Here is a 21,716-nt window from a genome sequence, read left to right as displayed (position 1 = left end):
GTAAGGTCTCCTCAAATAATATTGAGTTGTTTGGCAAGTTTGTAATGATGTCCTTCTGTATCGACCAGACGTTTTTTCATACTTACGAGATCAATCGGAATAGGTTTATTGCTTTGATTTATAATAATCGCTTTATTTTTCATCCCTGACTGGATGCATCGAACCACTTCGCTCGCCATGATGGTGCCCTGATAAATTTCTTCACAGGTCGGATCGCCATTACGTAAACCGTAACCAACAATCGTTTTACGAATGCGCTCGCCAATACGTGGTTCGAGCTGTTTTATCATGGTGTCAATCGCCCCCTGAAAACCGGGAGAATATTCTCTGGTGTAGCCTTCTGAGCACAGAATAATCACGCTATTCTGGACGGTCAGTTTTTGCCTTACCCGTTCCGCTAAGGCGTCAAGCGATATCTGGCATTCCGGAATCAGGGCGATATCCGCATTGCATTTAATTGCGGATTGCAGCGTTAATTCACCACAATATCCCCCCAATAATTCCACCATAAACACGCGACCAGGTAGCGCTCTGCCCGTATTTCGTAAACGAGAAACCTCCTTAATAATCTGTTCACAGGCGGTCGAAAAACCAATCGTATAATGACTGCCATAAACATCATTATCGATAGTCATCCCCACGCCAAAACAATTAATATCAAATTCGCTCAGGGTATTGAGAAACTGTAAACTGCCGTCACCGCCCGCCATAATTAACACATCAATGTGCAGCGACTTGAGTTTTCTGGCGATCGTTTCATATTCGCTACGCTGCAACTTACGGGTCGTTCTTCCCGAGGTAATGAGAGGTATTGCCGCGATAGAAAAATCGACCAAATCGCGCCATGCCACGTCATGATGATTTTTCTCCAGCAAGCCGGGAATACCACCATTGAATAAGGTAATTTTTGCATCCGCGAGTCGGGCAATCTGGAATATGAAATTATTTATTCCAGACACATCGCCCCCACTAATGACAATACCAATTTTCATTGCGTTTCCTCCGAAGCACCCGTGGAAACATTTTTCCCTGACTTCAAGTCTGCTATTTGCAATGAAGATCACATTATGCTGATAAATTCAGAGGCGAGTAATATTGACAGACTGATTGCATGGTCAATTTTTGTGATACCAATCACATATAAAAGTGAAATTTATCAAAGCGTGATTTTTTAATTCCGTTAATTATCATTTAGTTAATTGAAGCCCCCCTCATCCTTTTTACGCGACCCTATTCTGTACGTCATATCGAGTTTATAAAAAGAAAGAAATGTGAGAAATATCGCATTTTTTTGCGTCCGGGAGGTTTATCAGCGCATTATTTCTTTCTGCGTCGCGTTGCAAAATGTGGCCTTGTGCACAAAGCCTGTTGATGCTTAGCCCACATTATGTCACTCCGCTCAGACATATTGCCGCTCATCTCAATACGAAAGCATCGTTAAAATCGTAGAAAAGAGGTTTTAACGGAGTCTCTCTATGTCAGAGCTTACGGTACGTTGTATTGACCTGAATATTCAGGGCAACAGCACTTATTCCATTCTGAAACAACTCGCGGAAATGGCGTTTCGGAATGGCGCGATCACCGATCGCCAGTTGTTTTTACAAACGCTGCTGATGCGGGAAAAACTGCATTCTACCGGATTCGGATCAGGTATCGCTGTGCCCCATGGCAAAAGCACCTGCGTAGAACACCCCTTTGTACTGTTTGCCCGTAAAACTCACGGAGTGGACTGGCAGTCCAGCGATGGCGAAGCCGTTAACTGTTGGATCTGCCTCGGCATACCGCAAACCGGCGAAGACGATCAGGTCAAAATCATCGGCACCCTGTGTCGCAAACTTATCCATCAGGATTTCATCAATCAACTGAAGCAAGGTGACGCCACTCAGGTACTGACTTTGCTCAATCAGACCTTAACTTCATAAGGAAGCGGCTATGGAGTCATCCTTACGTTTAGTAGCAATCACTAACTGTCCTGCCGGCATCGCCCACACCTATATGGTGGCCGAAGCGCTTGAGCAAAAAGCACGCTCGCTCGGTCATACGATAAAAATCGAAACCCAGGGGGCAAGTGGTGTAGAAAACCGCCTGACGCAGGATGACATTGCCGCCGCCGATTATGTGATTTTAGCCACCGGGCGTGGCTTAAGTGGTGACGATCGGGCGCGATTTGCCGGGAAAAAAGTCTATGAGATCGCCATTTCCCAAGCGCTAAAAAATATCGACCAGATTTTCACACAGTTGCCTTCTCATTCGCAGATGTTTACCGCAGATAGCAGCGTTAAACTCGGTAAACAAGATGTCCAGCAAGGCAGTGTCATGAGCCACCTGATGGCGGGGGTTTCCGCTGCGCTCCCGTTTGTGATCGGTGGCGGTATCCTGGTCGCCATCGCGAATATGCTGGTGCAGTTCGGCTTGCCGTATACCGATATGTCGAAGGGTGCGCCGTCATTTACCTGGATTATCGAATCCATCGGCTATCTGGGCTTCACCTTTATGATCCCCATTATGGGGGCGTATATCGCGTGGTCGATTGCCGACAAACCCGCGTTTGCCCCGGCGTTTCTGGTCTGCTATCTGGCTAACGACAAAGGATTGCTCGGCACCCAGTCTGGCGCTGGTTTTCTCGGCGCGGTGGTACTGGGTCTGGCAATCGGCTATTTCGTGCTGTGGTTTCGCAAAGTCCGTCTCGGCAAAGCGCTCCAGCCGTTGCTTGGCTCGATGCTAATCCCATTCGCCACTTTGTTGGTGTTTGGCGTACTGACGTATTACGTTATTGGTCCGGTGATGTCGGATCTGATGAGCGGCCTGCTGCACTTCCTGAACACGATCCCCCCGTCCATGAAAATGGGCGCCGCCTTCCTCGTTGGCGCGATGCTGGCATTTGATATGGGTGGGCCCATCAACAAAACCGCATGGTTTTTCTGCTTCTCACTGCTGGAAAAACATATCTATGACTGGTACGCCATCGTCGGCGTAGTGGCGCTAATGCCTCCCGTCGCGGCAGGCATTGCCACGTATCTGACACCCAAACTGTTTACCTCACAGGAGAAGGCCGCCGCGAGCAGCGCGATTGTGGTCGGCGCCACTGTCGCCACCGAACCCGCAATTCCTTATGCCCTGGCCGCACCGCTGCCAATGATTACCGCCAATACACTCTCCGGTGGTATCACCGGAATGCTGGTGATCGCTTTCGGAATCAAACGCCTCGCGCCGGGATTAGGTATTTTTGATCCGCTGATTGGCCTGATGTCGCCGGTAGGCTCCTTTTACCTGGTGCTGGCTATTGGCCTCGCACTGAACATTGCGTTGATTATCATCCTGAAAGGGCTGTGGCTGAGACGCAAGACCGCGCAACAGGAACATGCACATGAACATTAAGTTACTTCAGCAATTATGCGAAGCCAGCGCGGTCAGTGGCGATGAACAAGAAGTGCGTGCAATTCTCATCAATGAGCTGGAATCCTGCGTGGATGAAATGACGTTTGACGGCCTCGGCAGTTTTGTTGCTCGTAAAGGTCATTGTGGGCCAAAGGTGGCAGTCGTCGGTCATATGGATGAAGTCGGCTTTATGGTCACACATATCGACGATAGCGGTTTTCTGCGTTTTACGACAATTGGGAGTTGGTGGAGTCAGTCGATGCTGAACCACCGGGTCACTATTTGTACCCGCAAGCGATTTAAAATCCCTGGTATTATCGGTTCCGTTGCACCGCATGCCCTCACCGAAAAACAGAAACAGCAACCACTGACATTTGACGAAATGTTCATTGATATTGGCGCGAGCAGCCGCGAAGAGGTAGAAAGGCGCGGTATTGCGATCGGTGACTTCATTAGCCCAGAGGCGAACTTTGCCTGCTGGGGCGACGACAAAATCGTCGGCAAAGCACTGGATAATCGTGTCGGCTGCGCCCTGATGGCAGAACTTTTGCAGTCCGTCGATAATCCGAATATCACCCTCTATGGCGTGGGCAGTGTGGAGGAAGAGGTGGGGCTGCGCGGCGCGCAAACCTCAGCAGAACACATCAGGCCCGACGTGGTTATCGTCCTGGATACTGCTGTTGCTGGTGATGTCCCTGGAATCGACAACACCAAATACCCCTTGAAACTGGGTGAAGGTCCAGGGCTCATGCTGTTTGATAAACGTTATTTTCCTAATCAACAGCTGGTCGCGGCATTAAGGACAAGTGCAGAAAACAGTGGCGCCCCTTTACAGTTCTGTACCATGAAAACCGGAGCAACAGACGGTGGACGTTACAATGTGATGGGTGGCGGGCGCCCCGTTGCAGCACTCTGTTTGCCCACCCGCTATCTGCATGCCAATAGCGGCATGATTTCTGCAAAAGATTATGATGCATTGTTTACGTTAGTCCGTGAGCTGCTGACTTCATTGACGGCAGATCAGATCAAAACTTTCACCGACTTTCGCCGGGTGATCTGATGCTCAGTGAACGCCAGTTAACGCTTGTCGACCTTCTTGAACAACGGCCTAACTCACTCAGCGAGCTGGCGCGGCAAACTGGCGTTTCGGGTAGAACAATCCTGCGCGATATTGATTACATCAATTTCACCCTCAGCGGGAAAGCGCGCATTCAGCCTGGTGGCAGTGCGGGTTACCAACTGGACATTATCGACCGGCGCAGCTTTTTTCAGCTTTTACAACGCCATGATAACGACGATCGTTTGCTGGCACTTCTGCTGCTCAATACCTTTACCCCCCGCGTACAACTGGCTTCTTCGCTTAATTTGCCGGAAACCTGGGTCGCAGACCGTCTGTCGCGACTGAAGCAACGCTATGAGCGTGCATTTTGTCTTTCCAGCCGCCCCGGTGTGGGCCATTTCGTTGATGAACCAGAAGAAAAACGGATTGTCCTGCTGGCGAATCTGCTCAAAAAAGACCCGCTGTTAATTCCTCTCCCCGGCGTGACGCGAGACACTGTCGAACGACTTACCAGCGCATGTGAACATCTTCTTGCTGAGTTCCCACTGACGTCGGGTGAATACCTCGCCAGTCTGGTGCTGGCGGTCTATGCACTGCGTAATCAACTCTCGGGCACATGGCCTGAATGTCGGCATACAGTGTTAAAAAATGCCGTAGAACAGGGCGGGATCTATCTTGGCGAGAACGCGTTCAAAACGCTGCACGGACTGCTGGATAAACAGCAACAACAGGCCATGACCCTGTCTGCCGATACCGTGATTACTTTACTACAACGCGTACCTGGCGTCGCCAATTTGAACCTTATCGATACGCAACTGGTTGAAAATATCACGGGTCACCTGCTGAGATGCGTTTCGGCCCCCGTTTGGGTACCGGAACATCGCCAGAGCAGCATGAATAACCTGAAAGCGGCCTGGCCCGCTGCATTTGACATGAGCCTGCGCTTCATTGCGCTACTGCGGGAACAGTTAGAAATTCCGCTGTTTGACAGTGATCTGATCGGGCTCTATTTCGCCTGTGCGCTGGAGAGGCACCAAAATGAGCGTCAACCCATCATTTTATTATCCGATCAAAATGCGATTGCCACCATAAATCAGCAGGCCATTGAACGTGATGTATTGAATTGTCGGGTGATCATTGCACGCACTCCCAGTGATGTGTACGCGATAAGACAAGAAGTTGATCCCCTGTTGATCGTCAACAACAGCCACTACTTATTGGATGACTCATTAAAAAATGTCCTGACTATTAAAAATATTATTTCCGCAGTCGGGTCCGAACAAATCAAAAATTTTCTTGCCACGGCGTTTATTCGTCAGCAACCGGAGCGCTTCTTCTCTGAGCCGGGCAGCTTTCACTATATAAATCTCGCCGACGAAACCTGGCATCACATTACCCATCAGATTTGCGACAGACTCGTGGCGCAGGAACATATCACCCGTGATGAAGCACAGCGAATATGCGCCCGCGAAGACGAAGGTGAAAACCTGATTATCAATCATCTGGCAATCCCCCACTGCTGGAGCGAACAGACGCGTCACTTTCGCGGGTTCTTTATTACTCTGGCGCATCCCGTACAGGTCAATAATGAACTTGTCAGCCATGTACTGATTGCTTGCGCTGCCGCTGACGCACGTCACGAATTAAAAATCTTCAGCTATCTGGCCAGCGTGCTGTGTCAGCATCCTGCCGAAACCATTTGTGAGCTAACGGGATATGACGCGTTTATGTCGTTGTTAAAACAATAATGACAGACACAAAAAAAGCGCCTCAAGGGCGCTCTTTCGACAATGGAGATGAACTTATTTCAGCAGTTCCGCCGTCATGTGCACGCGGTTACCGGTGTAAGCCTGAGTGATTTTATAGGAGCTTGCACCAGCCTGTTCAGCCTGAGCGGCGATTTTTGCTTCAGCACTTTCCAGAGTAGAACCGGTCGCGGTCACAGACTGGGCAGCAAAAGAACCGAAAGAGGTAGCGAGAGCGATAACTGCGACAAAAGTTTTGATGCTTTTCATGATATAAACCCTTTAACTTAGTTGTTTAAGTAAGGCACCGTGCCTTGATGTGATAAATAATAGGCCGTTACTCAGACAACTAAAAGCGGAAGGATTTGCCCGTCTCATTCAAATTAATTGAATCAAAGTCACTCAGCGATTAAACGCTGCGGATGAGTATAAATGGTCGCCCTGCCTGGCTTACAGAACCCCACCAGCGTCAGATTGCAGCGCTCAGCGACTTCCACCGCCAGCGTGGTGGCGGCAGAAACTGCAAACAGAATCTCAACGCCGCACATCGCAGACTTCTGCACCATCTCATAGCTTGCGCGACTGGAAACCAGCGCCGCTCCCGGCATCCAGCTTTCACCTTCGGCGGCACGGCGCCCCAGCAGTTTATCCAGCGCAACATGTCGACCGACATCTTCATGTCCGCCAGCCAGTTCACCCGATGGCATCACCCACGCCGCAGCGTGCGTACACCCGGTGAGCTGCCCCACAGGCTGAAAATCTTTCAGATGTCTTAACGCGTGATCAAGTCTGGCGAGGTTAAAAGTCTGGGTGAACGGCAGCGGCTGCACCGGTTTACCGATGTCATTGAGCTGCTCAACCCCGCACACGCCACAGCCGGTGCGTCCGGCCAACGCGCGACGGCGTTCTTTCAGCCCCATAAAACGGCGACTGGAAAGCTCGATCTGGACTTCAAGTCCATTACAGGAGGGAACCACATCCATGCCATAGATCTCGCGCGGGCTGTCAATGATCCCCTCAGACAAGGAAAAACCGACTGCAAAATGTTCCAGATCCTTCGGCGAGGCCATCATGACAACATGAGAAATGCCGTTATAAACCAGCGCCACGGGCACCTCTTCAGCGACCTCATCCGGCTGAGGGTGATGCAAATCCTCACGCTTCCAAAGATTAACCTGGCGAGAGCTCGTGACATTAATCACATTTCCGACTTCTTTTGGATGTATCTTATTCACTTTCTTTTAACCGTATAAGAACACACGTACCAACATTGTGGTATTCTGTCGCAAGCCCCTCCTGGATGGGGGGAATTAACCCAATTCTGGACCTTTGCGGTCCCGTCCGCAAAGAAAAATAACAACCACACCCTGAGCGCTCACCAACATGAATGTGAAAGGGATGTGACAATGTCGAAAAAGGAGCAAACCATGCAGGTCAGCAGAAGGCAGTTCTTTAAGATCTGCGCTGGCGGTATGGCAGGCACCACGGCGGCAGCACTGGGCTTCGCGCCCGGCGTAGCGCTCGCGGAAACCCGGCAATATAAACTGCTGCGCACCCGCGAAACCCGTAATACCTGCACTTACTGTTCCGTTGGTTGTGGGCTGTTGATGTACAGCCTCGGCGACGGTGCAAAAAACGCCAAAGCGTCAATCTTCCATATCGAAGGTGACCCGGACCATCCGGTCAACCGTGGTGCGCTCTGTCCGAAAGGGGCCGGTCTGGTGGACTTCATCCACTCCGAAAGTCGCCTCAAATTCCCGGAATACCGCGCGCCAGGCTCGGATAAATGGCAACAAATCAGTTGGGATGAGGCATTTGACCGCATCGCGAAACTGATGAAAGAAGACCGCGATGCTAACTACATTGCGCAAAACGCTGAAGGCGTTACCGTTAACCGCTGGCTGTCTACCGGGATGCTGTGTGCTTCCGCGTCCAGTAACGAAACCGGCTTTTTAACGCAAAAATTCACCCGCGCGCTCGGTATGCTCGCGGTCGACAACCAGGCGCGTGTCTGACACGGACCAACGGTAGCAAGTCTTGCTCCAACATTTGGTCGCGGTGCGATGACCAACCACTGGGTCGACATTAAGAACGCCAACCTCGTCGTGGTGATGGGCGGTAACGCCGCTGAAGCACACCCGGTCGGGTTCCGCTGGGCGATGGAAGCGAAGATTCACAACGGCGCGAAGCTGATTGTGATCGATCCGCGTTTCACGCGTACGGCGTCGGTGGCCGATTTCTATGCCCCAATCCGTTCTGGTACTGACATTGCCTTCCTGTCAGGCGTGATGCTGTACCTGCTGACGAACGAAAAATATAACCGCGAATACACCGAGGCCTACACCAACGCCAGCCTGATCGTGCGTGAAGATTTCGGCTTCGAAGATGGCCTGTTCACTGGCTATAACGCGGATCAACGCAAGTACGACAAGACCAGCTGGAACTATGAGCTGGACGAAGAGGGCTTTGCCAAACGCGATACCACGCTGCAACACCCGCGCTGCGTCTGGAACCTGCTGAAACAGCACGTTTCCCGCTACACGCCGGACGTGGTGGAAAATATCTGCGGCACGCCGAAAGCCGACTTCCTGAAAGTCTGTGAGTACATCGCGGAAACCAGTGCGAAAGACAAAACCGCATCGTTCCTGTATGCCCTCGGCTGGACACAGCACTCCATCGGTTCGCAGAACATTCGCACCATGGCGATGATCCAGTTGCTGCTCGGCAACATGGGGATGGCGGGCGGTGGCGTTAACGCCCTGCGCGGTCACTCCAACATTCAGGGGCTGACTGACCTGGGCCTGCTGTCACAAAGCCTGCCGGGCTACCTGACGCTGCCCAATGAAAAACAGCCTGACCTGCAAACATACCTGGCCGCCAACACGCCAAAACCGTTGTTGAAAGACCAGGTCAACTACTGGGGCAATTACCCGAAATTCTTCGTCTCGTTGATGAAGGCCTTCTACGGCGATAAAGCGACAGCGGAAAACAGCTGGGGCTTTGACTTCCTGCCGAAGTGGGACAAAGGGTACGACGTGCTGCAGTACTTCGAGATGATGAAAGAGGGTAAGGTCAATGGCTATATCTGCCAGGGCTTCAACCCGGTTGCGTCATTCCCGAACAAAAACAAGACGATTGCATCTCTGTCCAAACTGAAGTTCCTGGTGACAATCGATCCGCTCAACACCGAGACCTCCACCTTCTGGCAAAACCACGGTGAGTCGAACGATGTGGATCCGTCGAAAATCCAGACTGAAGTGTTCCGCCTGCCGTCCACCTGCTTCGCCGAAGAGAACGGCTCGATCGTGAACTCCGGCCGCTGGCTGCAGTGGCACTGGAAAGGCGCGGACGCCCCGGGGATCGCGGTCACCGACGGCGAAATCCTGGCCGGTATCTTCCTGCGCCTGCGCAAAATGTATGCTGAGCAGAGCGGTGCCAACCCGGAACAGGTGCTGAGCATGACCTGGAACTACTCCACCCCACATGAACCGGCATCGGAAGAAGTGGCGATGGAGAGTAACGGGAAAGCGCTGGCCGATCTCATCGACCCGGCAACGGGCGCAGTGATCGTCAAGAAAGGCCAACAGCTCAGCTCGTTTGCTCAGTTGCGTGACGACGGCACCACCTCCAGCGGCTGCTGGATTTTCGCCGGTAGCTGGACGCCGGAAGGCAACCAGATGGCGCGTCGCGATAACGCCGATCCGTCCGGTCTGGGCAATACGCTGGGCTGGGCATGGGCATGGCCGTTGAACCGCCGCATCCTGTACAACCGTGCATCCGCTGACCCGCAGGGTAATCCGTGGGATCCGAAGCGCCAGATCCTGAAATGGGACGGCGCAAAATGGAGCGGGATGGACATTCCGGACTACAGCGCCGCCGCGCCAGGCAGCGACGTCGGGCCGTTCATCATGCAACCGGAAGGGATGGGACGTCTGTTCGCTCTCGACAAGATGGCAGAAGGTCCATTCCCGGAACACTACGAACCGTTTGAAACGCCGCTGGGTACCAACCCGCTGCACCCGAACGTGATCTCCAACCCTGCCGCCCGTATCTTTAAGGGCGACGCCGAAGCGCTGGGTAAAGCCGATAAGTTCCCGTACGTCGGAACCACTTACCGTCTGACCGAGCACTTCCACTACTGGACCAAGCATGCGCTGCTTAACGCTATCGCGCAGCCGGAACAGTTTGTGGAGATCGGCGAGACGCTGGCGAACAAGCTCGGTATCGCCCATGGCGACACTGTTAAAGTCTCCTCTAACCGCGGCTATATCAAAGCCAAAGCCGTGGTGACTAAGCGTATTCGCACGCTGAAGGCAGACGGTAAGGATATCGATACTATCGGTATTCCGATTCACTGGGGCTATGAAGGTGTGGCGAAGAAAGGGTTTATTGCGAACACCCTGACGCCATCGGTGGGCGATGCCAACTCACAAACGCCGGAATTTAAGTCCTTCCTGGTGAACGTGGAAAAGGTGTAACGGAGACGACTTATGGCTTATCAATCGCAAGACATTATCCGTCGTTCCGCGACTAACGGTCTCACCCCCGCGCCTCAGGCGCGGGACTTCCAGGAAGAAGTGGCGAAGCTCATTGACGTCACCACCTGCATCGGCTGTAAAGCCTGTCAGGTGGCCTGTTCAGAGTGGAACGACATCCGTGATGAGATCGGCAGCAACGTCGGGGTCTATGATAACCCGGCGGATTTAACCGCTAAATCCTGGACCGTGATGCGTTTCTCGGAAGTGGAGCAGAACGACAAACTGGAATGGCTGATCCGTAAGGATGGCTGTATGCACTGCGCCGATCCGGGCTGCCTGAAGGCGTGTCCGGCAGAAGGCGCTATCATTCAGTATGCCAACGGGATTGTCGACTTCCAGTCCGAGCAGTGCATCGGCTGTGGTTACTGCATCGCCGGTTGCCCGTTCGACGTGCCGCGGCTCAACCCGGAAGACAACCGCGTCTATAAATGTACGCTGTGCGTTGACCGCGTGACCGTCGGCCAGGAACCGGCCTGCGTGAAAACCTGCCCAACGGGTGCTATCCACTTTGGTTCCAAAGAGGACATGAAAACGTTGGCTGGCGAGCGTGTGGCAGAACTGAAAACCCGTGGTTACGACAATGCTGGCCTGTACGATCCGGCGGGCGTAGGTGGGACGCACGTGATGTATGTGTTGCACCATGCCGACAAACCGAATCTGTACCACGGTCTGCCGGAGAACCCGGAAATCAGCGCCACCGTGAAATTCTGGAAAGGGATCTGGAAGCCTCTTGCAGCGGTCGGCTTTGCCGCGACCTTTGCGGCCAGCATCTTCCACTACGTCGGTGTCGGTCCAAACCGTGCGGATGAGGAAGAGAACAACCTGCATGAAGAGAAAGACGATGAGGTGCGCAAATGAAAAGACGTGACACCATCGTGCGCTACACCGCGCCGGAACGCATCAACCACTGGGTCACCGCCTTCTGCTTCGTGCTGGCGGCGGTGAGCGGACTGGGCTTTTTCTTCCCGTCCTTCAACTGGCTGATGCAAATCATGGGCACACCGCAACTGGCGCGTATTCTGCACCCGTTTGTGGGCGTCATCATGTTTGCCTCGTTCATCATCATGTTCTTCCGTTACTGGCACCACAACCTGATTAACCGGGATGACATTTTTTGGGCGAAGAACATTCGCAAGATTGTCGTCAACGAAGAGGTGGGTGACACCGGGCGGTATAACTTCGGTCAGAAATGCGTGTTCTGGGCGGCGATTATCTTCCTGGTGCTGCTGCTGGTAAGCGGTGTGATCATCTGGCGTCCGTACTTTGCGCCAGCGTTCTCCATTCCGGTGATCCGCTTCGCGTTAATGCTGCATTCATTTGCCGCCGTCGCGCTGATTGTGGTTATCATGGTACATATTTACGCCGCGCTGTGGGTAAAAGGTACTATTACCGCGATGGTAGAGGGCTGGGTAACCCGCTCCTGGGCGAAGAAGCATCACCCGCGCTGGTACCGTGAAGTTCGCGAAAAGCAGGATAAGACCCAGTCGTAAGCAAAGGCTGTTCGTGAACCGATAAGATAACGCCGGAGACTGAGTTTCCGGCGTTTTTTTAAGGGATATTTTTGGCCTGACAGGCCGTTTTGACAACTTTTTGACAACTTTATACAGATTACAGACCAACCGACGTTGCGGTCGCATAAGAATGGAGTCGATTCTTAAGACAAGGAGACGTACCGTGAATCTCAAACACCTCTTCGCAGCCCTGGCAATGGGACTGCTTGCGACAACAACGGCGGCGCAACCGCCCGCGCCGAAAGTGACGATTAAATCCGAACTGGCTTCCCCTCTGGTGCTGGAAAACAGCCAGGACAAAAACTACCTCAAAGTATCACTGACGGGTTTCCCGCTGAATGCAACCAAACGCAGCCCGATCAACCTCGCGCTGGTGATTGACCGCTCCGGCTCGATGGGCGGCGAGCGTATCGAACAAGCCACAGAAGCTGCCGTAATGGCGGTGAACACCTTAAGCGCCCAGGACACACTCTCGGTGGTGATTTACGATGACGTCGTGGATGTCATTGTGCCGGCGGCCAAAGTCGACAATAAAGCGAAACTTATCAGCCAAATCCGTGAACGACTGACCGCACGCGGCGGTACTGCACTGTTTGCCGGGGTCAGCCGCGGTATCAAAGAAACCAGTAAATTCCTCGATAAGGCCCATGTTAACCGCATCATCCTGCTGTCTGATGGTCAGGCGAACATCGGCCCTTCCTCCACCAGCGAGCTGGCAGAACTGGGTAAGATTGCCGCCCGCAAAGGGATTGCCATCACGACGATGGGTATTGGCGAAGGCTACAATGAAGATCTGATGGCGGCGATTGCCCAGTACAGCGATGGCAACCACGTGTTTGTACAAAATACCGATGCCCTGGAGAAGGCATTTGCCCATGAATTTGGCGATGTCATGTCCGTCGTCGCTCAGGATGTGGTGGTGCAAATTAACGTCGCCGACAACGTTAAGCCACTTCGCCTGCTGGGGCGTGAAGGTGAAATCCGCGACAACACGGTGACCGTCAAACTGAACCAGCTTTACGCCAATCAGGAGAAATATGTCATGCTGGAAGTGCTGCCGGCGAAAGGCCAGGCCGCACAAAGCAAGCCGCTCGCTGAGGTCAACGTCAGCTATAACAACCTCGCCACCGGGCAGAAAGAGCGTTGGGATGACAAGATGGCCGTCAGCTATACCGCCTCAGCCAACGAGGTTCAGAAAGCGCAGGTGGAGGATGTGATCGTCGATTCCGCCATTCAGAAATCCGCCATTCAGAATGAGCAGGCGTTACAGCTCATCGATGAAGGCAAAATGGACGAGGCGAAAGCGATCCTGCGCGAAAACTCCAGTACACTCAGCGCGTTACCCCTTAGCGCACCGGCCGCCAGAATGAAGGCACAGGCGAGCGCAGAGGAAAATCTTAAGTTGCTGAACAGGATGGAAAGCGAAAGCAAAGAAGCGTCGCGCAAGTCGCTGAAAGAACAGAGTTATAAAACCAAAAACCAGAGTTCGAAATCGAACTGATCCACAAGGAGTGCTGGATGTTCAGACGCAAGCCGATTTATCTCGTCATTACATTGATGTTTTTTATTCTGCTTGCTTACCTGGGCGTTCGCACTCTGGAACATGAAGTCTTGTTGCGTCAGTACCAGACCCAAACCCTGGCGAAATCGCAAACCGCCAGCGTCGCCAGGGGGATCGAAAATATTCTGCAGCAAAAAGCCTCCCGCCTGCATGCGATTGGCGATTTTATCGACCCCGCAGAGGTCGCCACCCTCAGCGCGCTTAAAGAGAACGACAGCGACATTGCCGACGTCTTTATGCTGCGGAAAAATCATCTCCTTTACCCCGATGAGCGTCAGCCGTTGAGCAACAAGGATAAAGAGTGGGTACGCCTGCTCAGCCCGCTGGTCAACGATCCCAGCCAACTTGCCAGCCATATGACGCAAAGCGAGCAGGACACGCCGCAGGCCGGCTGGTTTATTAGTTTTGAGACTCCGGAACCGCTGTTGATCTACTGGCGGCAAAAAGACGGGGCGATCATCGGCTTTCGCCTCTCCTGGGTACAACTGATGATGGATATGGCGAACGGCATACAGGTGAACCTGGAGGATCCGCAGCAGATTGTCAGGGTGACGGAAAACGGCCGTCAGCTTTATCAGAACGCGCAGGCGGATCTGCGGCGGCTCACTTTACTGGACTCCCGCACGCTGGCGTATCCACTCACAACGTGGCAGGTCAGCGCTTACGGCGTCAACGCACCGCTCTGGCATATCTGGCTGTGGGGCGGCGCATTAATCGTCCTGCTGCTTCTCGCCGTCGCACTGTTGGGCGTCTCGCTGTGGCGGGAATATACCCGCGCGGCGCGTCAGGCGCGCCAGCAGGTCGATTTTGTCAGCCAGGTGTCACACGAACTGAAAACACCGCTGACCAACATCACGCTTGCTGCGCGAAGGGCTGGATGATGAACAAACGCATGAGCGACGCTATGTGGATGTGATCACTCAGGAAGGCCAGCGGTTATCACGGCTTATCCAGAATATCCTGACCTTTACGCGCGCACCGAAACTGCATCTTCAACCAGTCAATCTCCGCCGTCTGATGACAGAAATCACGCAGATCTTTACGCCTGCGTTGCAGGCTAAAGGCATGACGATTCACATGTCCTGCCCTGAGAATCTGACATTGCATAGCGATCGCGACGTGATCACGCAAATTGTCAGCAACTTTCTCAGTAATGCCGAAAAATACGCTTCGCAGGGCCAGCGCGTGGATCTGACCGTTGAACACATTGCGGAAAACGTGGAGATCGCCGTTCGCGACTATGGTCCCGGTATTGCGGAAAATGAGATGTCCTTGATCTTCCGCCCGTTTTATCGGGTCAAATCCTCCATTACCGAGGGTGTTTCAGGTACTGGTATTGGGCTCACCATCGCTTGCCAACTGGCGCAACGCCTGCACGGCAAGATTCAGGTAACGGCGCAAGAACCCGGCGTCCGCTTTACCCTTACGCTGCCGCAGGGATGAGAATATGAAGATACTGATTGCCGAAGATGATGCAAACATCCGCCAGGGTCTGGTGGATGCTCTGTCGCGCGAGGGTTATTCGCTCATAGCAGCACCGGACGGGCGCGCGGCGCTGGAGAGTTATCACCGCGACAAACCGGACTTTGTGCTGTTAGACATCATGATGCCCGAAATGGATGGCTATACGGTCTGCCGGGAAATTCGCCGCCAGAACGAACATATTCCCATCGTGTTTCTCTCCGCCAAAGATGAGGAGATCGACCGTGTCGTGGGGCTGGAACTGGGTGCAGATGACTACATCAGCAAACCGTTTGGTATTCATGAACTGCGGGCGCGGATAAAAACCATCGCCCGTCGTTGTTTAAACCATAGCGCCACGCAGCCTAACCTCAGTTTTGCTTTTGGCGACCTGACGGTGTTCCCGAATGAACTGTGCGCCTGGCGCGGCGAGCAAAAGCTGGAGCTGACGCTGCGGGAAGTTCGCATTTTAAGCTGTCTTGAGCGTCATAAAAATCAGGTGGTTACGCGTGATATGTTGTTCGATGCGGCGTGGGGGTACGACTATTTGCCCAATAGCCGTACGCTGGATCAGCACATTTCCCGGCTCCGCAAAGTCATCGAACAGGATGCCAATCAGCCGCAGCTAATCCGAACGGTGCATGGTCTGGGGTATCGATATCAGGTATCGTAACGCATACATTGCGATGTCACCGCTATAACCCGCAGGCCGATTGCGGTTATCATTAATGACATTCACCAGCGCGGGCGCGAAATGCCCGCCAATTCACAGAGCGGATTACACCTAGCTAAATCTGCCTAACCAGGAAGTGACTGAATGAGCATTCGTATCATCCCGCAAGATGAGCTGGAAAAGAGCGAGAAACGCGCGACGGATATGATTCCACCGTTATTATTCCCCCGGCTCAAAAATCTGTATAACCGTCGCGCCGAGCGTCTGCGCGAACTGGCTGAGAATAACCCGCTGGGAGATTACCTGCGCTTTGCCGCGCTGATCGCCCATGCCCAGGAAGTAGTGCTGTATGACCATCCGTTGCAGATGGATCTCACTGCACGCATCAAAGAAGCCAACGATCAGGGTAAGCCGCCGCTGGATATCCACGTTCTGCCACGCGATAAGCACTGGCAGAAACTGCTGCACTCGCTGATCGCCGAACTGAAACCGGAGATGAGCGGCCCGGCGCTGGCGGTGATCGAAAATCTGGAAAAAGCCTCCGAACAGGAACTGGAACAGATGGCCAGCGCTCTGTTTGCCTCCGATTTCGCCGCGGTCAGCAGCGATAAGGCCCCGTTCATCTGGGCCGCGCTGTCGCTGTACTGGGCGCAAATGGCCAGCCTTATCCCGGGTAAAGCCCGCGCGGAATACGGCGAACAACGTCAGTACTGCCCGGTGTGCGGCTCGATGCCGGTCTCCAGCATGGTGCAAATTGGCACCACCCAGGGACTGCGCTATCTGCACTGCAACCTTTGTGAAACCGAGTGGCATGTGGTTCGTGTTAAATGCAGCAACTGCGAGCAAAGCCGCGATCTGCACTACTGGTCACTGGACAATGAGCAGGCGGCAATCAAAGCCGAAAGCTGCGGTGACTGTGGAACCTACCTTAAGATCCTCTATCAGGAAAAAGACCCGAAAGTGGAAGCCGTCGCCGACGACCTCGCGTCGCTGGTACTGGACGCGCGCATGGAGCAAGAAGGCTTCGCCCGCAGTTCCATCAACCCGTTCCTGTTCCCGGGAGAAGGGGAGTAAACGCCTTCAACAGGTGATGCCGGACGGTGCTTATCGTCCGGCCTGCAACTGATAAGGCGTAATGACGCCAGGGATCCCCGCGAAATCTCTGGTGTTGCGCGTCACAAGCGCAAACCGATGAATCTGCGCGGTAGCCAGAATGATCGCGTCCGGAAGTTTCATCCCATATTCCTGCCTGAGATTCACGCTTCGCTCAGCAATTTCCTGTGAAACGCCGATGATGTTGAACGCACTCAACGCCACACGTGTACGATATTCCTGATGGTATTTTTTTGCCCCCACCATTACTTCCATCCAGGTAACCAGGCTGATGGCATTCTGCGGCGGATACGCTTCCAGTACTTGCTGTGCTTCCTGGCGCCCGCTGAATAAATCAATCAGGATATTGGTATCGAACAGCACGGGACCCTTTTGCATTACCATTCCTCGCGTAGCGTCCTCTGATACTCAACGCCGTCTTCCTCACAGCCCTGCCAGAGCCCCAGCGCATTGGAAATCGTGGTTTCAGCCTGTCCCTGCCTTTCAAGGTACTGTTCAACCGCTTCGCGCAACAACTCCGCACGCGGCAGGTTGCGCTGCTGCTTGAGATCGTCAAGGCGCTTGATCATCTCATCGGATAAGTCGAGTAATATTCTGCCCATGTCCATTCCAGCCATATGCACACATATACCTCCAGTATATCATTGGCGAATAATTTTCAAACAACATACACCGTCAGCAAGCAGGAAAAAAGCGATCTCCGTAGTGACTTTTCCTTTTGCGAGGCGCTTTCCAGAATTTTACTCTGTCCCAAATCCACCATTCTCTTTCATGAAAAACCAGGTTATAACACTGTATATTCATACAGATTTTAGGGATTAAGAAAATGGCGCTTGAAAACGGGATTGCACAACGGGTCGAGGAATTTATCGCGGCGGGACGTCCTTCTGTTCGTCGGCAACATATTGATGACCGGAGAGCAGGCTATATCGCCAGTACCGCGCTGGCCGGAAAGACCGAAACGCGCGTAGAAGTCAGCGATGTTGAACTGGAGGGGATGACGCTGCGCGTCGTATCACCGCGCCATGCTTCGGGTGCTCTGCCCTGCGTTATTTACTACCACGGCGGCTGTTTCGTGAGCGGCGGATTTGCCACGCATGATAATCAGTTGCGACAACTGGCGTATACCAGCGGTTGCCGGGTGATTGCCGTACAATACCGCCTCGCACCAGAACACACGTTTCCTGCGGCGCATGACGATGCTGAAAAAGGGGCCAACCTGATCTGGCAATATGCGGAACAGCTTGGCGTTGAACGCCAGCACATCACGCTTGCCGGGGACAGTGCGGGCGGACACCTGGCGCTGGTGACAGCATTGCGCCTGAAGGCAGCAAAGCAATGGCTGCCCGCACAATTGATGCTGATCTACCCGATGCTCGACGCGACCGCAAAATGTGAGAGCTATACCCGAAACGGTCTGGACTACCTCATTACCCGTGACACGTTGCTAACCGGGTATGAGATGTATATGCCCCATACCGATCGCCAGCATCCCGAAGCCAGCCCGCTCTGGCGAGATGATCTCAGCGGCTTACCGCCTACGCACATCATCACCGCTGAATTTGATCCGCTGTGCGACGAAGGCGAACTTTTGTATGAGCGACTGACGACCCAACACGTCGACTGCACCTGCCAGCGCTACCTCGGGGTGATTCATGGTTTTTTCCAGCTAGCTGGCGTCAGCCATGCGGCGCGCAGCGCAATGCAGGATATCGCCTGGCGCGTGACTATCCCGTCCGTTAGCGAAGAATAGAGAAGGGAGTTCCCCTACTCTTCCTCGTTTCCGCCTTCTTCATAGGGACCAAACGGTTTGGCGGGCAGGACGATGTAAATACCTTCAAAAATAGCGCCCGGTGTGTCATTGCCCAGCAGCTCTACCTGCAGTTGAACCCGCGCCTTTTTCCCACGCGCCAGACGGTCAAGATCGCCGCTCAACGAGCCGAGATCGGCAACCGCGGCGGGTCTGCCGCTGATAGGTTTGCTATAGCGGATATGGGCGTCAGCGAGAATGATCGTGCCCCCAAGATGGCGCTCACGCAGCATCAGCCAGATAAGCCCCCAGCCGGTCAGCGTAGCCAGCGAAAACAGGCTCCCGGCAAACAGCGTGTGGTGCGGATTTTGATTGCCCGTCTCCGGCATGGTGGTAATAAATTTCTGCCCGGTGTACTGCTGAATACGTACACCCATCTTCTCGCTCAGCGGGATGTGCTCATACCATGCCTGCTGTAGCTGTCCGCACCAGTCGCCGCGATGCAAAATGTCATCGAGCGAGGCAATCGGTTTGATCATCAAAAAGTGGCGAACTGGCGTAGTTTGCGGCGTGGTGATTTCGCCCTGATTGACAAAACCCAGTTTGGCGAAGAATTCGACAGCGTCTTCCCGTGCGCTACAGGTCACTCGTTTGACCCCTTCCTGACGCGCGACGGACTCCAGCGTCATTGCCATCAGCGTTCCCAGCCCCTTTTCCTGCACGGTGGGATCGACAGCCATGAAACGGATGGAAGCCTCATTATCGGCATTGATGTACAACCGCCCGACGGCAACCAGATTGCCCTCTTCATCGACCACCATCTGGTGGTGCGCCATTGCGTCCCAGGCATCACGCTCGGAACCCTTCGGTTGATGCAGCGGCTTGCGCAGCATTTCCCAGCGAAACTGATAGTAACGCTCTAATTCTTCTTCTGTTTGCGGTACTCGAAGGTGATACATAGCGGTACTCTCTCTTGTAACCCGCGGCCACGCCGGAAGCTGATTCATACCTGTAACCAGAACGTCACGGGGCCGTCATTCACCAGCGCAACCTGCATATCCGCAGCGAAGCGACCGGTCTGCGTGTTCATTTCCTGCTGGCGGCAGCGTTCGACGAAATAATCGTACAGGGCCTTCGCCCGCTCCGGCGTCGCCCCTTTCGAGAACCCCGGACGCATGCCGCGTTCGGTATCCGCCGCCAGCGTAAATTGTGAAACCACCAGCACACTCCCGCCCGCCTGTTGCACGTTCAGGTTCATTTTGCCTTCGGCATCGCTAAAAATACGGTAGCCGAGCACACGTTCACACAGGCGATTCGCTTTCTGCTCGTCGTCATCCTTTTCGACACCCAACAACACTAAAAGTCCTGAGCCAATTTCACCCGTCACTTCGTCCTCCACGGTGACGCTGGCACGGGTTACGCGCTGAATTAATGCAATCATGGTTGGTCTGCTTCTTCTTGTTCTGCGGCTTGTTTGAGTTTGCGGTATTCCCCGAGAGTGACAGTTATTTCCGCACCAAGCAAGACGATACACCACGTCCAGTACACCCAGACAAACAAAATGGGTACCACCGCTAACACGCCGTAAATAAGCTGATATGACGGGAACATGGTGATATAAAGCGCGAAACCTTTCTTTCCGGCCTCGAACAGGACCGCAGCGACAAAGGCGCCGACAATCGCATCCCGATTCGGTACGCGCGTGGTCGGCACCACGCTGTAGAGGAGCCAGAATGAGAGCCAGGAGAGGATCAGCGGGAAGAGACGCAGCACATCATCAATCACGGTATTGAGATCGCTGGCCCAGCGTAATGAGAGAAGATAGGAACTGATCGCCAGACTGGCCCCTGCCAGTAATGGTCCCAGCGTCAAAATCATCCAGTACACGGCAAAGGAGTACACTTTTGGCCGCGTGCGCGTGCTGCGCCAGATAGTATTCAGCGCGCTATCAATGGCATACATCAACAGCAGCGCGGTGACGATTAACCCGCAAGCCCCCACCGCCGTCATTTTGTTGGAGTTGGCGACAAACTGCTCAATGTAACGTTGAATCACATCGCCCGTTGCCGGGATAAAGTTGGCAAAAATAAAGTGTCGCAACTGGACGCTGACATCGGAAAACATCGGAAAAGCGGCGAAAAGCGCAAATACAACGGCGATCAGCGGCACTAATGAGAGCAACGAGACGTAGGCAAGATTCCCTGCCAGGGTCGTCATATTGTCCTCATCAATGCGCTTCCAGAGGAGCTTCAGCCAGGCCCAGATCGGTCGGGTATGATGCCTGGCTTTTTGATGCACGGTTTTTAGCATAACAACTTCGCGAAATACTCAGGAATGACGGTTTTATCGGTCACCAGAATGCTGGTTATCCCCAACTGGTTGGCCCCTTCTATATTATCGATGTTGTCGTCAAAAAAGACCGTGTCGCTCGCTGAAAAACCCTCTTGCTGTAACACATGCTGATAAATCCGTGTCTCCGGCTTGCGCATCCCCAGATCCTGCGACAAATAAATATGGTCCGCCGCCTGGCGAATTTCTGGATATTCCTCTGGCCAGAACGTCGTATGCAGCCGGTTGGTGTTCGACAGGACGACCACGCGATGCCCCTGCTCACGCAGTTTCTGCATGATATCGATAACCTCAGGCCGTAGCGCGACAAAAACGGCCTGCCAGCCATGGGAAAACTGTTCGTAGCTCAGCGACAGATCCATCTCATGACAAAGGGCCTTGGCAAATGCTTCATCGGTGATTTCTCCCCGTTCGTGCTGATGGAAGGCCTCACCCATCGTAAAGCTCTGCTTTAACGACGCCAGCGGCACACGGCTCAGATCGCTCCAGGTACCTAATACGCGGTTGAAGTCGATATCGACAATCACATTACCTAAATCAAAGATATAGAGCATGTCCCTTCTCCTTACTTGCCGTG

Annotated in this window: 22 protein-coding genes; 13 read left to right on the top strand and 9 right to left on the bottom strand. The window is 53.5% G+C overall.

Annotated elements, in window-relative coordinates; translation table 11 throughout:
* Positions 1-11: 11 nt before the first annotated feature.
* A complete protein-coding gene (locus tag JTI98_RS05875; RefSeq protein ID WP_044327149.1) occupies positions 12-992 on the bottom strand; it encodes a 6-phosphofructokinase in 981 nt (326 codons plus the stop codon).
* Positions 993-1,475: 483 nt separating this feature from the next.
* On the opposite strand from JTI98_RS05875, the gene JTI98_RS05870 reads away from it, so the two are divergent.
* From JTI98_RS05870 to JTI98_RS05855, 4 genes are read left to right on the top strand one after another with little or no spacing between them, the layout of a single operon-like run.
* Positions 1,476-1,922 carry a PTS fructose transporter subunit IIA gene (locus JTI98_RS05870; RefSeq protein WP_044257189.1) on the top strand — a complete coding sequence of 149 codons (447 nt, stop codon included), beginning with the start codon at positions 1,476-1,478 and terminating at the stop codon, positions 1,920-1,922.
* 10 nt (positions 1,923-1,932) lie between these two features.
* Entirely contained in the window at positions 1,933-3,378 is a 1,446-nt protein-coding gene (locus JTI98_RS05865; protein WP_058587297.1) for a PTS fructose-like transporter subunit IIBC, read from the top strand.
* Positions 3,368-4,438 carry an aminopeptidase gene (locus JTI98_RS05860; protein ID WP_216082032.1) on the top strand — a complete coding sequence of 357 codons (1,071 nt, stop codon included), beginning with the start codon at positions 3,368-3,370 and terminating at the stop codon, positions 4,436-4,438. Before JTI98_RS05865 ends, JTI98_RS05860 begins: the two co-directional genes overlap by 11 nt.
* Positions 4,438-6,186, top strand: coding sequence for a putative frv operon regulatory protein (locus JTI98_RS05855; protein WP_216082031.1), 1,749 nt, complete (start codon positions 4,438-4,440; stop codon positions 6,184-6,186). The genes JTI98_RS05860 and JTI98_RS05855 overlap by 1 nt, the downstream gene beginning before the upstream one ends.
* 54 nt (positions 6,187-6,240) lie before the next feature.
* Here the strand turns inward: JTI98_RS05855 and JTI98_RS05850 are convergent, their stop codons facing one another.
* Both JTI98_RS05850 and fdhD read right to left on the bottom strand, forming a co-directional pair.
* Positions 6,241-6,453 carry a DUF1471 domain-containing protein gene (locus JTI98_RS05850; protein ID WP_042998873.1) on the bottom strand — a complete coding sequence of 71 codons (213 nt, stop codon included), beginning with the start codon at positions 6,451-6,453 and terminating at the stop codon, positions 6,241-6,243.
* Between the two features lie 128 nt (positions 6,454-6,581).
* Positions 6,582-7,418: a formate dehydrogenase accessory sulfurtransferase FdhD gene (fdhD, locus tag JTI98_RS05845; RefSeq protein ID WP_042998872.1), complete on the bottom strand. Its 837-nt coding sequence runs from the start codon at positions 7,416-7,418 to the stop codon at positions 6,582-6,584.
* 192 nt (positions 7,419-7,610) lie between these two features.
* On the opposite strand from fdhD, the gene fdnG reads away from it, so the two are divergent.
* The 8 genes from fdnG to fdhE all read left to right on the top strand — a co-directional run bounded on the left by fdnG (position 7,611) and on the right by fdhE (position 17,001).
* Complete coding sequence (gene fdnG / locus JTI98_RS05840) at positions 7,611-10,661, top strand: formate dehydrogenase-N subunit alpha (RefSeq protein ID WP_080721738.1); 3,051 nt, start codon at positions 7,611-7,613, stop codon at positions 10,659-10,661.
* Between the two features lie 12 nt (positions 10,662-10,673).
* The gene (fdoH, locus tag JTI98_RS05835) at positions 10,674-11,579 is read left to right on the top strand and encodes a formate dehydrogenase O subunit beta (RefSeq protein WP_042998870.1); all 906 of its coding nucleotides are present in this window, start codon (positions 10,674-10,676) and stop codon (positions 11,577-11,579) included.
* Complete coding sequence (gene fdoI, locus JTI98_RS05830) at positions 11,576-12,211, top strand: formate dehydrogenase cytochrome b556 subunit (protein ID WP_044257180.1); 636 nt, start codon at positions 11,576-11,578, stop codon at positions 12,209-12,211. The genes fdoH and fdoI overlap by 4 nt, the downstream gene beginning before the upstream one ends.
* 184 nt (positions 12,212-12,395) lie before the next feature.
* A complete protein-coding gene (locus tag JTI98_RS05825; RefSeq protein WP_216082030.1) occupies positions 12,396-13,733 on the top strand; it encodes a VWA domain-containing protein in 1,338 nt (445 codons plus the stop codon).
* Positions 13,734-13,750: 17 nt separating this feature from the next.
* Positions 13,751-14,674 (top strand): hypothetical protein, encoded by a 924-nt coding sequence (locus tag JTI98_RS21140; protein ID WP_252869625.1) that lies wholly within the window; start codon positions 13,751-13,753, stop codon positions 14,672-14,674.
* Positions 14,652-15,236 carry a sensor histidine kinase KdpD gene (locus JTI98_RS21135; RefSeq protein WP_252869624.1) on the top strand — a complete coding sequence of 195 codons (585 nt, stop codon included), beginning with the start codon at positions 14,652-14,654 and terminating at the stop codon, positions 15,234-15,236. The genes JTI98_RS21140 and JTI98_RS21135 overlap by 23 nt, the downstream gene beginning before the upstream one ends.
* A gap of 4 nt (positions 15,237-15,240) precedes the next feature.
* Positions 15,241-15,927 (top strand): response regulator transcription factor, encoded by a 687-nt coding sequence (locus tag JTI98_RS05815; RefSeq protein WP_042998867.1) that lies wholly within the window; start codon positions 15,241-15,243, stop codon positions 15,925-15,927.
* 144 nt (positions 15,928-16,071) lie between these two features.
* Entirely contained in the window at positions 16,072-17,001 is a 930-nt protein-coding gene (fdhE, locus tag JTI98_RS05810) for a formate dehydrogenase accessory protein FdhE (protein WP_042998866.1), read from the top strand.
* A gap of 30 nt (positions 17,002-17,031) precedes the next feature.
* Here the strand turns inward: fdhE and JTI98_RS05805 are convergent, their stop codons facing one another.
* Complete coding sequence (locus JTI98_RS05805) at positions 17,032-17,418, bottom strand: type II toxin-antitoxin system VapC family toxin (RefSeq protein ID WP_042998865.1); 387 nt, start codon at positions 17,416-17,418, stop codon at positions 17,032-17,034.
* Positions 17,418-17,657, bottom strand: coding sequence for a CopG family transcriptional regulator (locus tag JTI98_RS05800; protein ID WP_162300700.1), 240 nt, complete (start codon positions 17,655-17,657; stop codon positions 17,418-17,420). Before JTI98_RS05800 ends, JTI98_RS05805 begins: the two co-directional genes overlap by 1 nt.
* 209 nt (positions 17,658-17,866) lie before the next feature.
* Between JTI98_RS05800 and JTI98_RS05795 the strand changes: the two genes are divergently transcribed.
* Complete coding sequence (locus tag JTI98_RS05795; protein WP_046401638.1) at positions 17,867-18,793, top strand: alpha/beta hydrolase; 927 nt, start codon at positions 17,867-17,869, stop codon at positions 18,791-18,793.
* Between the two features lie 14 nt (positions 18,794-18,807).
* Here the strand turns inward: JTI98_RS05795 and fabY are convergent, their stop codons facing one another.
* From fabY to yihX, 4 genes are read right to left on the bottom strand one after another with little or no spacing between them, the layout of a single operon-like run.
* On the bottom strand, positions 18,808-19,749 hold the full coding sequence (gene fabY / locus JTI98_RS05790) for a fatty acid biosynthesis protein FabY (RefSeq protein ID WP_042998862.1): 942 nt from the start codon (positions 19,747-19,749) through the stop codon (positions 18,808-18,810).
* 44 nt (positions 19,750-19,793) lie between these two features.
* Positions 19,794-20,231: a D-aminoacyl-tRNA deacylase gene (gene dtd / locus JTI98_RS05785; RefSeq protein WP_216082029.1), complete on the bottom strand. Its 438-nt coding sequence runs from the start codon at positions 20,229-20,231 to the stop codon at positions 19,794-19,796.
* On the bottom strand, positions 20,228-21,100 hold the full coding sequence (locus tag JTI98_RS05780; protein ID WP_044257165.1) for a virulence factor BrkB family protein: 873 nt from the start codon (positions 21,098-21,100) through the stop codon (positions 20,228-20,230). The genes dtd and JTI98_RS05780 overlap by 4 nt, the downstream gene beginning before the upstream one ends.
* On the bottom strand, positions 21,094-21,693 hold the full coding sequence (yihX, locus tag JTI98_RS05775) for a glucose-1-phosphatase (RefSeq protein ID WP_216082028.1): 600 nt from the start codon (positions 21,691-21,693) through the stop codon (positions 21,094-21,096). The genes JTI98_RS05780 and yihX overlap by 7 nt, the downstream gene beginning before the upstream one ends.
* Positions 21,694-21,716: the final 23 nt, after the last annotated feature.

This window comes from Citrobacter sp. MGH 55 (assembly GCF_016906145.1).
Lineage (GTDB): Bacteria > Pseudomonadota > Gammaproteobacteria > Enterobacterales > Enterobacteriaceae > Citrobacter_A > Citrobacter_A amalonaticus.
This window is presented reverse-complemented; position numbering and strand designations above follow the sequence as displayed.

Excerpts from the sequence above, each read along its gene's own strand:
- JTI98_RS05875 (WP_044327149.1), bottom strand. The coding sequence starts at position 992 with ATGAAAATTGGTATTGTCATTAGTGGGGGCGATGTGTCTGGAATAAAT.
- JTI98_RS05870 (WP_044257189.1), top strand. The coding sequence starts at position 1,476 with ATGTCAGAGCTTACGGTACGTTGTATTGACCTGAATATTCAGGGCAAC.
- JTI98_RS05865 (WP_058587297.1), top strand. The coding sequence starts at position 1,933 with ATGGAGTCATCCTTACGTTTAGTAGCAATCACTAACTGTCCTGCCGGC.
- JTI98_RS05860 (WP_216082032.1), top strand. The coding sequence starts at position 3,368 with ATGAACATTAAGTTACTTCAGCAATTATGCGAAGCCAGCGCGGTCAGT.
- JTI98_RS05855 (WP_216082031.1), top strand. The coding sequence starts at position 4,438 with ATGCTCAGTGAACGCCAGTTAACGCTTGTCGACCTTCTTGAACAACGG.
- JTI98_RS05850 (WP_042998873.1), bottom strand. The coding sequence starts at position 6,453 with ATGAAAAGCATCAAAACTTTTGTCGCAGTTATCGCTCTCGCTACCTCT.
- fdoH (WP_042998870.1), top strand. The coding sequence starts at position 10,674 with ATGGCTTATCAATCGCAAGACATTATCCGTCGTTCCGCGACTAACGGT.
- fdoI (WP_044257180.1), top strand. The coding sequence starts at position 11,576 with ATGAAAAGACGTGACACCATCGTGCGCTACACCGCGCCGGAACGCATC.
- JTI98_RS21140 (WP_252869625.1), top strand. The coding sequence starts at position 13,751 with ATGTTCAGACGCAAGCCGATTTATCTCGTCATTACATTGATGTTTTTT.
- JTI98_RS05815 (WP_042998867.1), top strand. The coding sequence starts at position 15,241 with ATGAAGATACTGATTGCCGAAGATGATGCAAACATCCGCCAGGGTCTG.
- fdhE (WP_042998866.1), top strand. The coding sequence starts at position 16,072 with ATGAGCATTCGTATCATCCCGCAAGATGAGCTGGAAAAGAGCGAGAAA.
- JTI98_RS05805 (WP_042998865.1), bottom strand. The coding sequence starts at position 17,418 with ATGCAAAAGGGTCCCGTGCTGTTCGATACCAATATCCTGATTGATTTA.
- JTI98_RS05800 (WP_162300700.1), bottom strand. The coding sequence starts at position 17,657 with ATGGCTGGAATGGACATGGGCAGAATATTACTCGACTTATCCGATGAG.
- JTI98_RS05795 (WP_046401638.1), top strand. The coding sequence starts at position 17,867 with ATGGCGCTTGAAAACGGGATTGCACAACGGGTCGAGGAATTTATCGCG.
- fabY (WP_042998862.1), bottom strand. The coding sequence starts at position 19,749 with ATGTATCACCTTCGAGTACCGCAAACAGAAGAAGAATTAGAGCGTTAC.
- dtd (WP_216082029.1), bottom strand. The coding sequence starts at position 20,231 with ATGATTGCATTAATTCAGCGCGTAACCCGTGCCAGCGTCACCGTGGAG.
- JTI98_RS05780 (WP_044257165.1), bottom strand. The coding sequence starts at position 21,100 with ATGCTAAAAACCGTGCATCAAAAAGCCAGGCATCATACCCGACCGATC.
- yihX (WP_216082028.1), bottom strand. The coding sequence starts at position 21,693 with ATGCTCTATATCTTTGATTTAGGTAATGTGATTGTCGATATCGACTTC.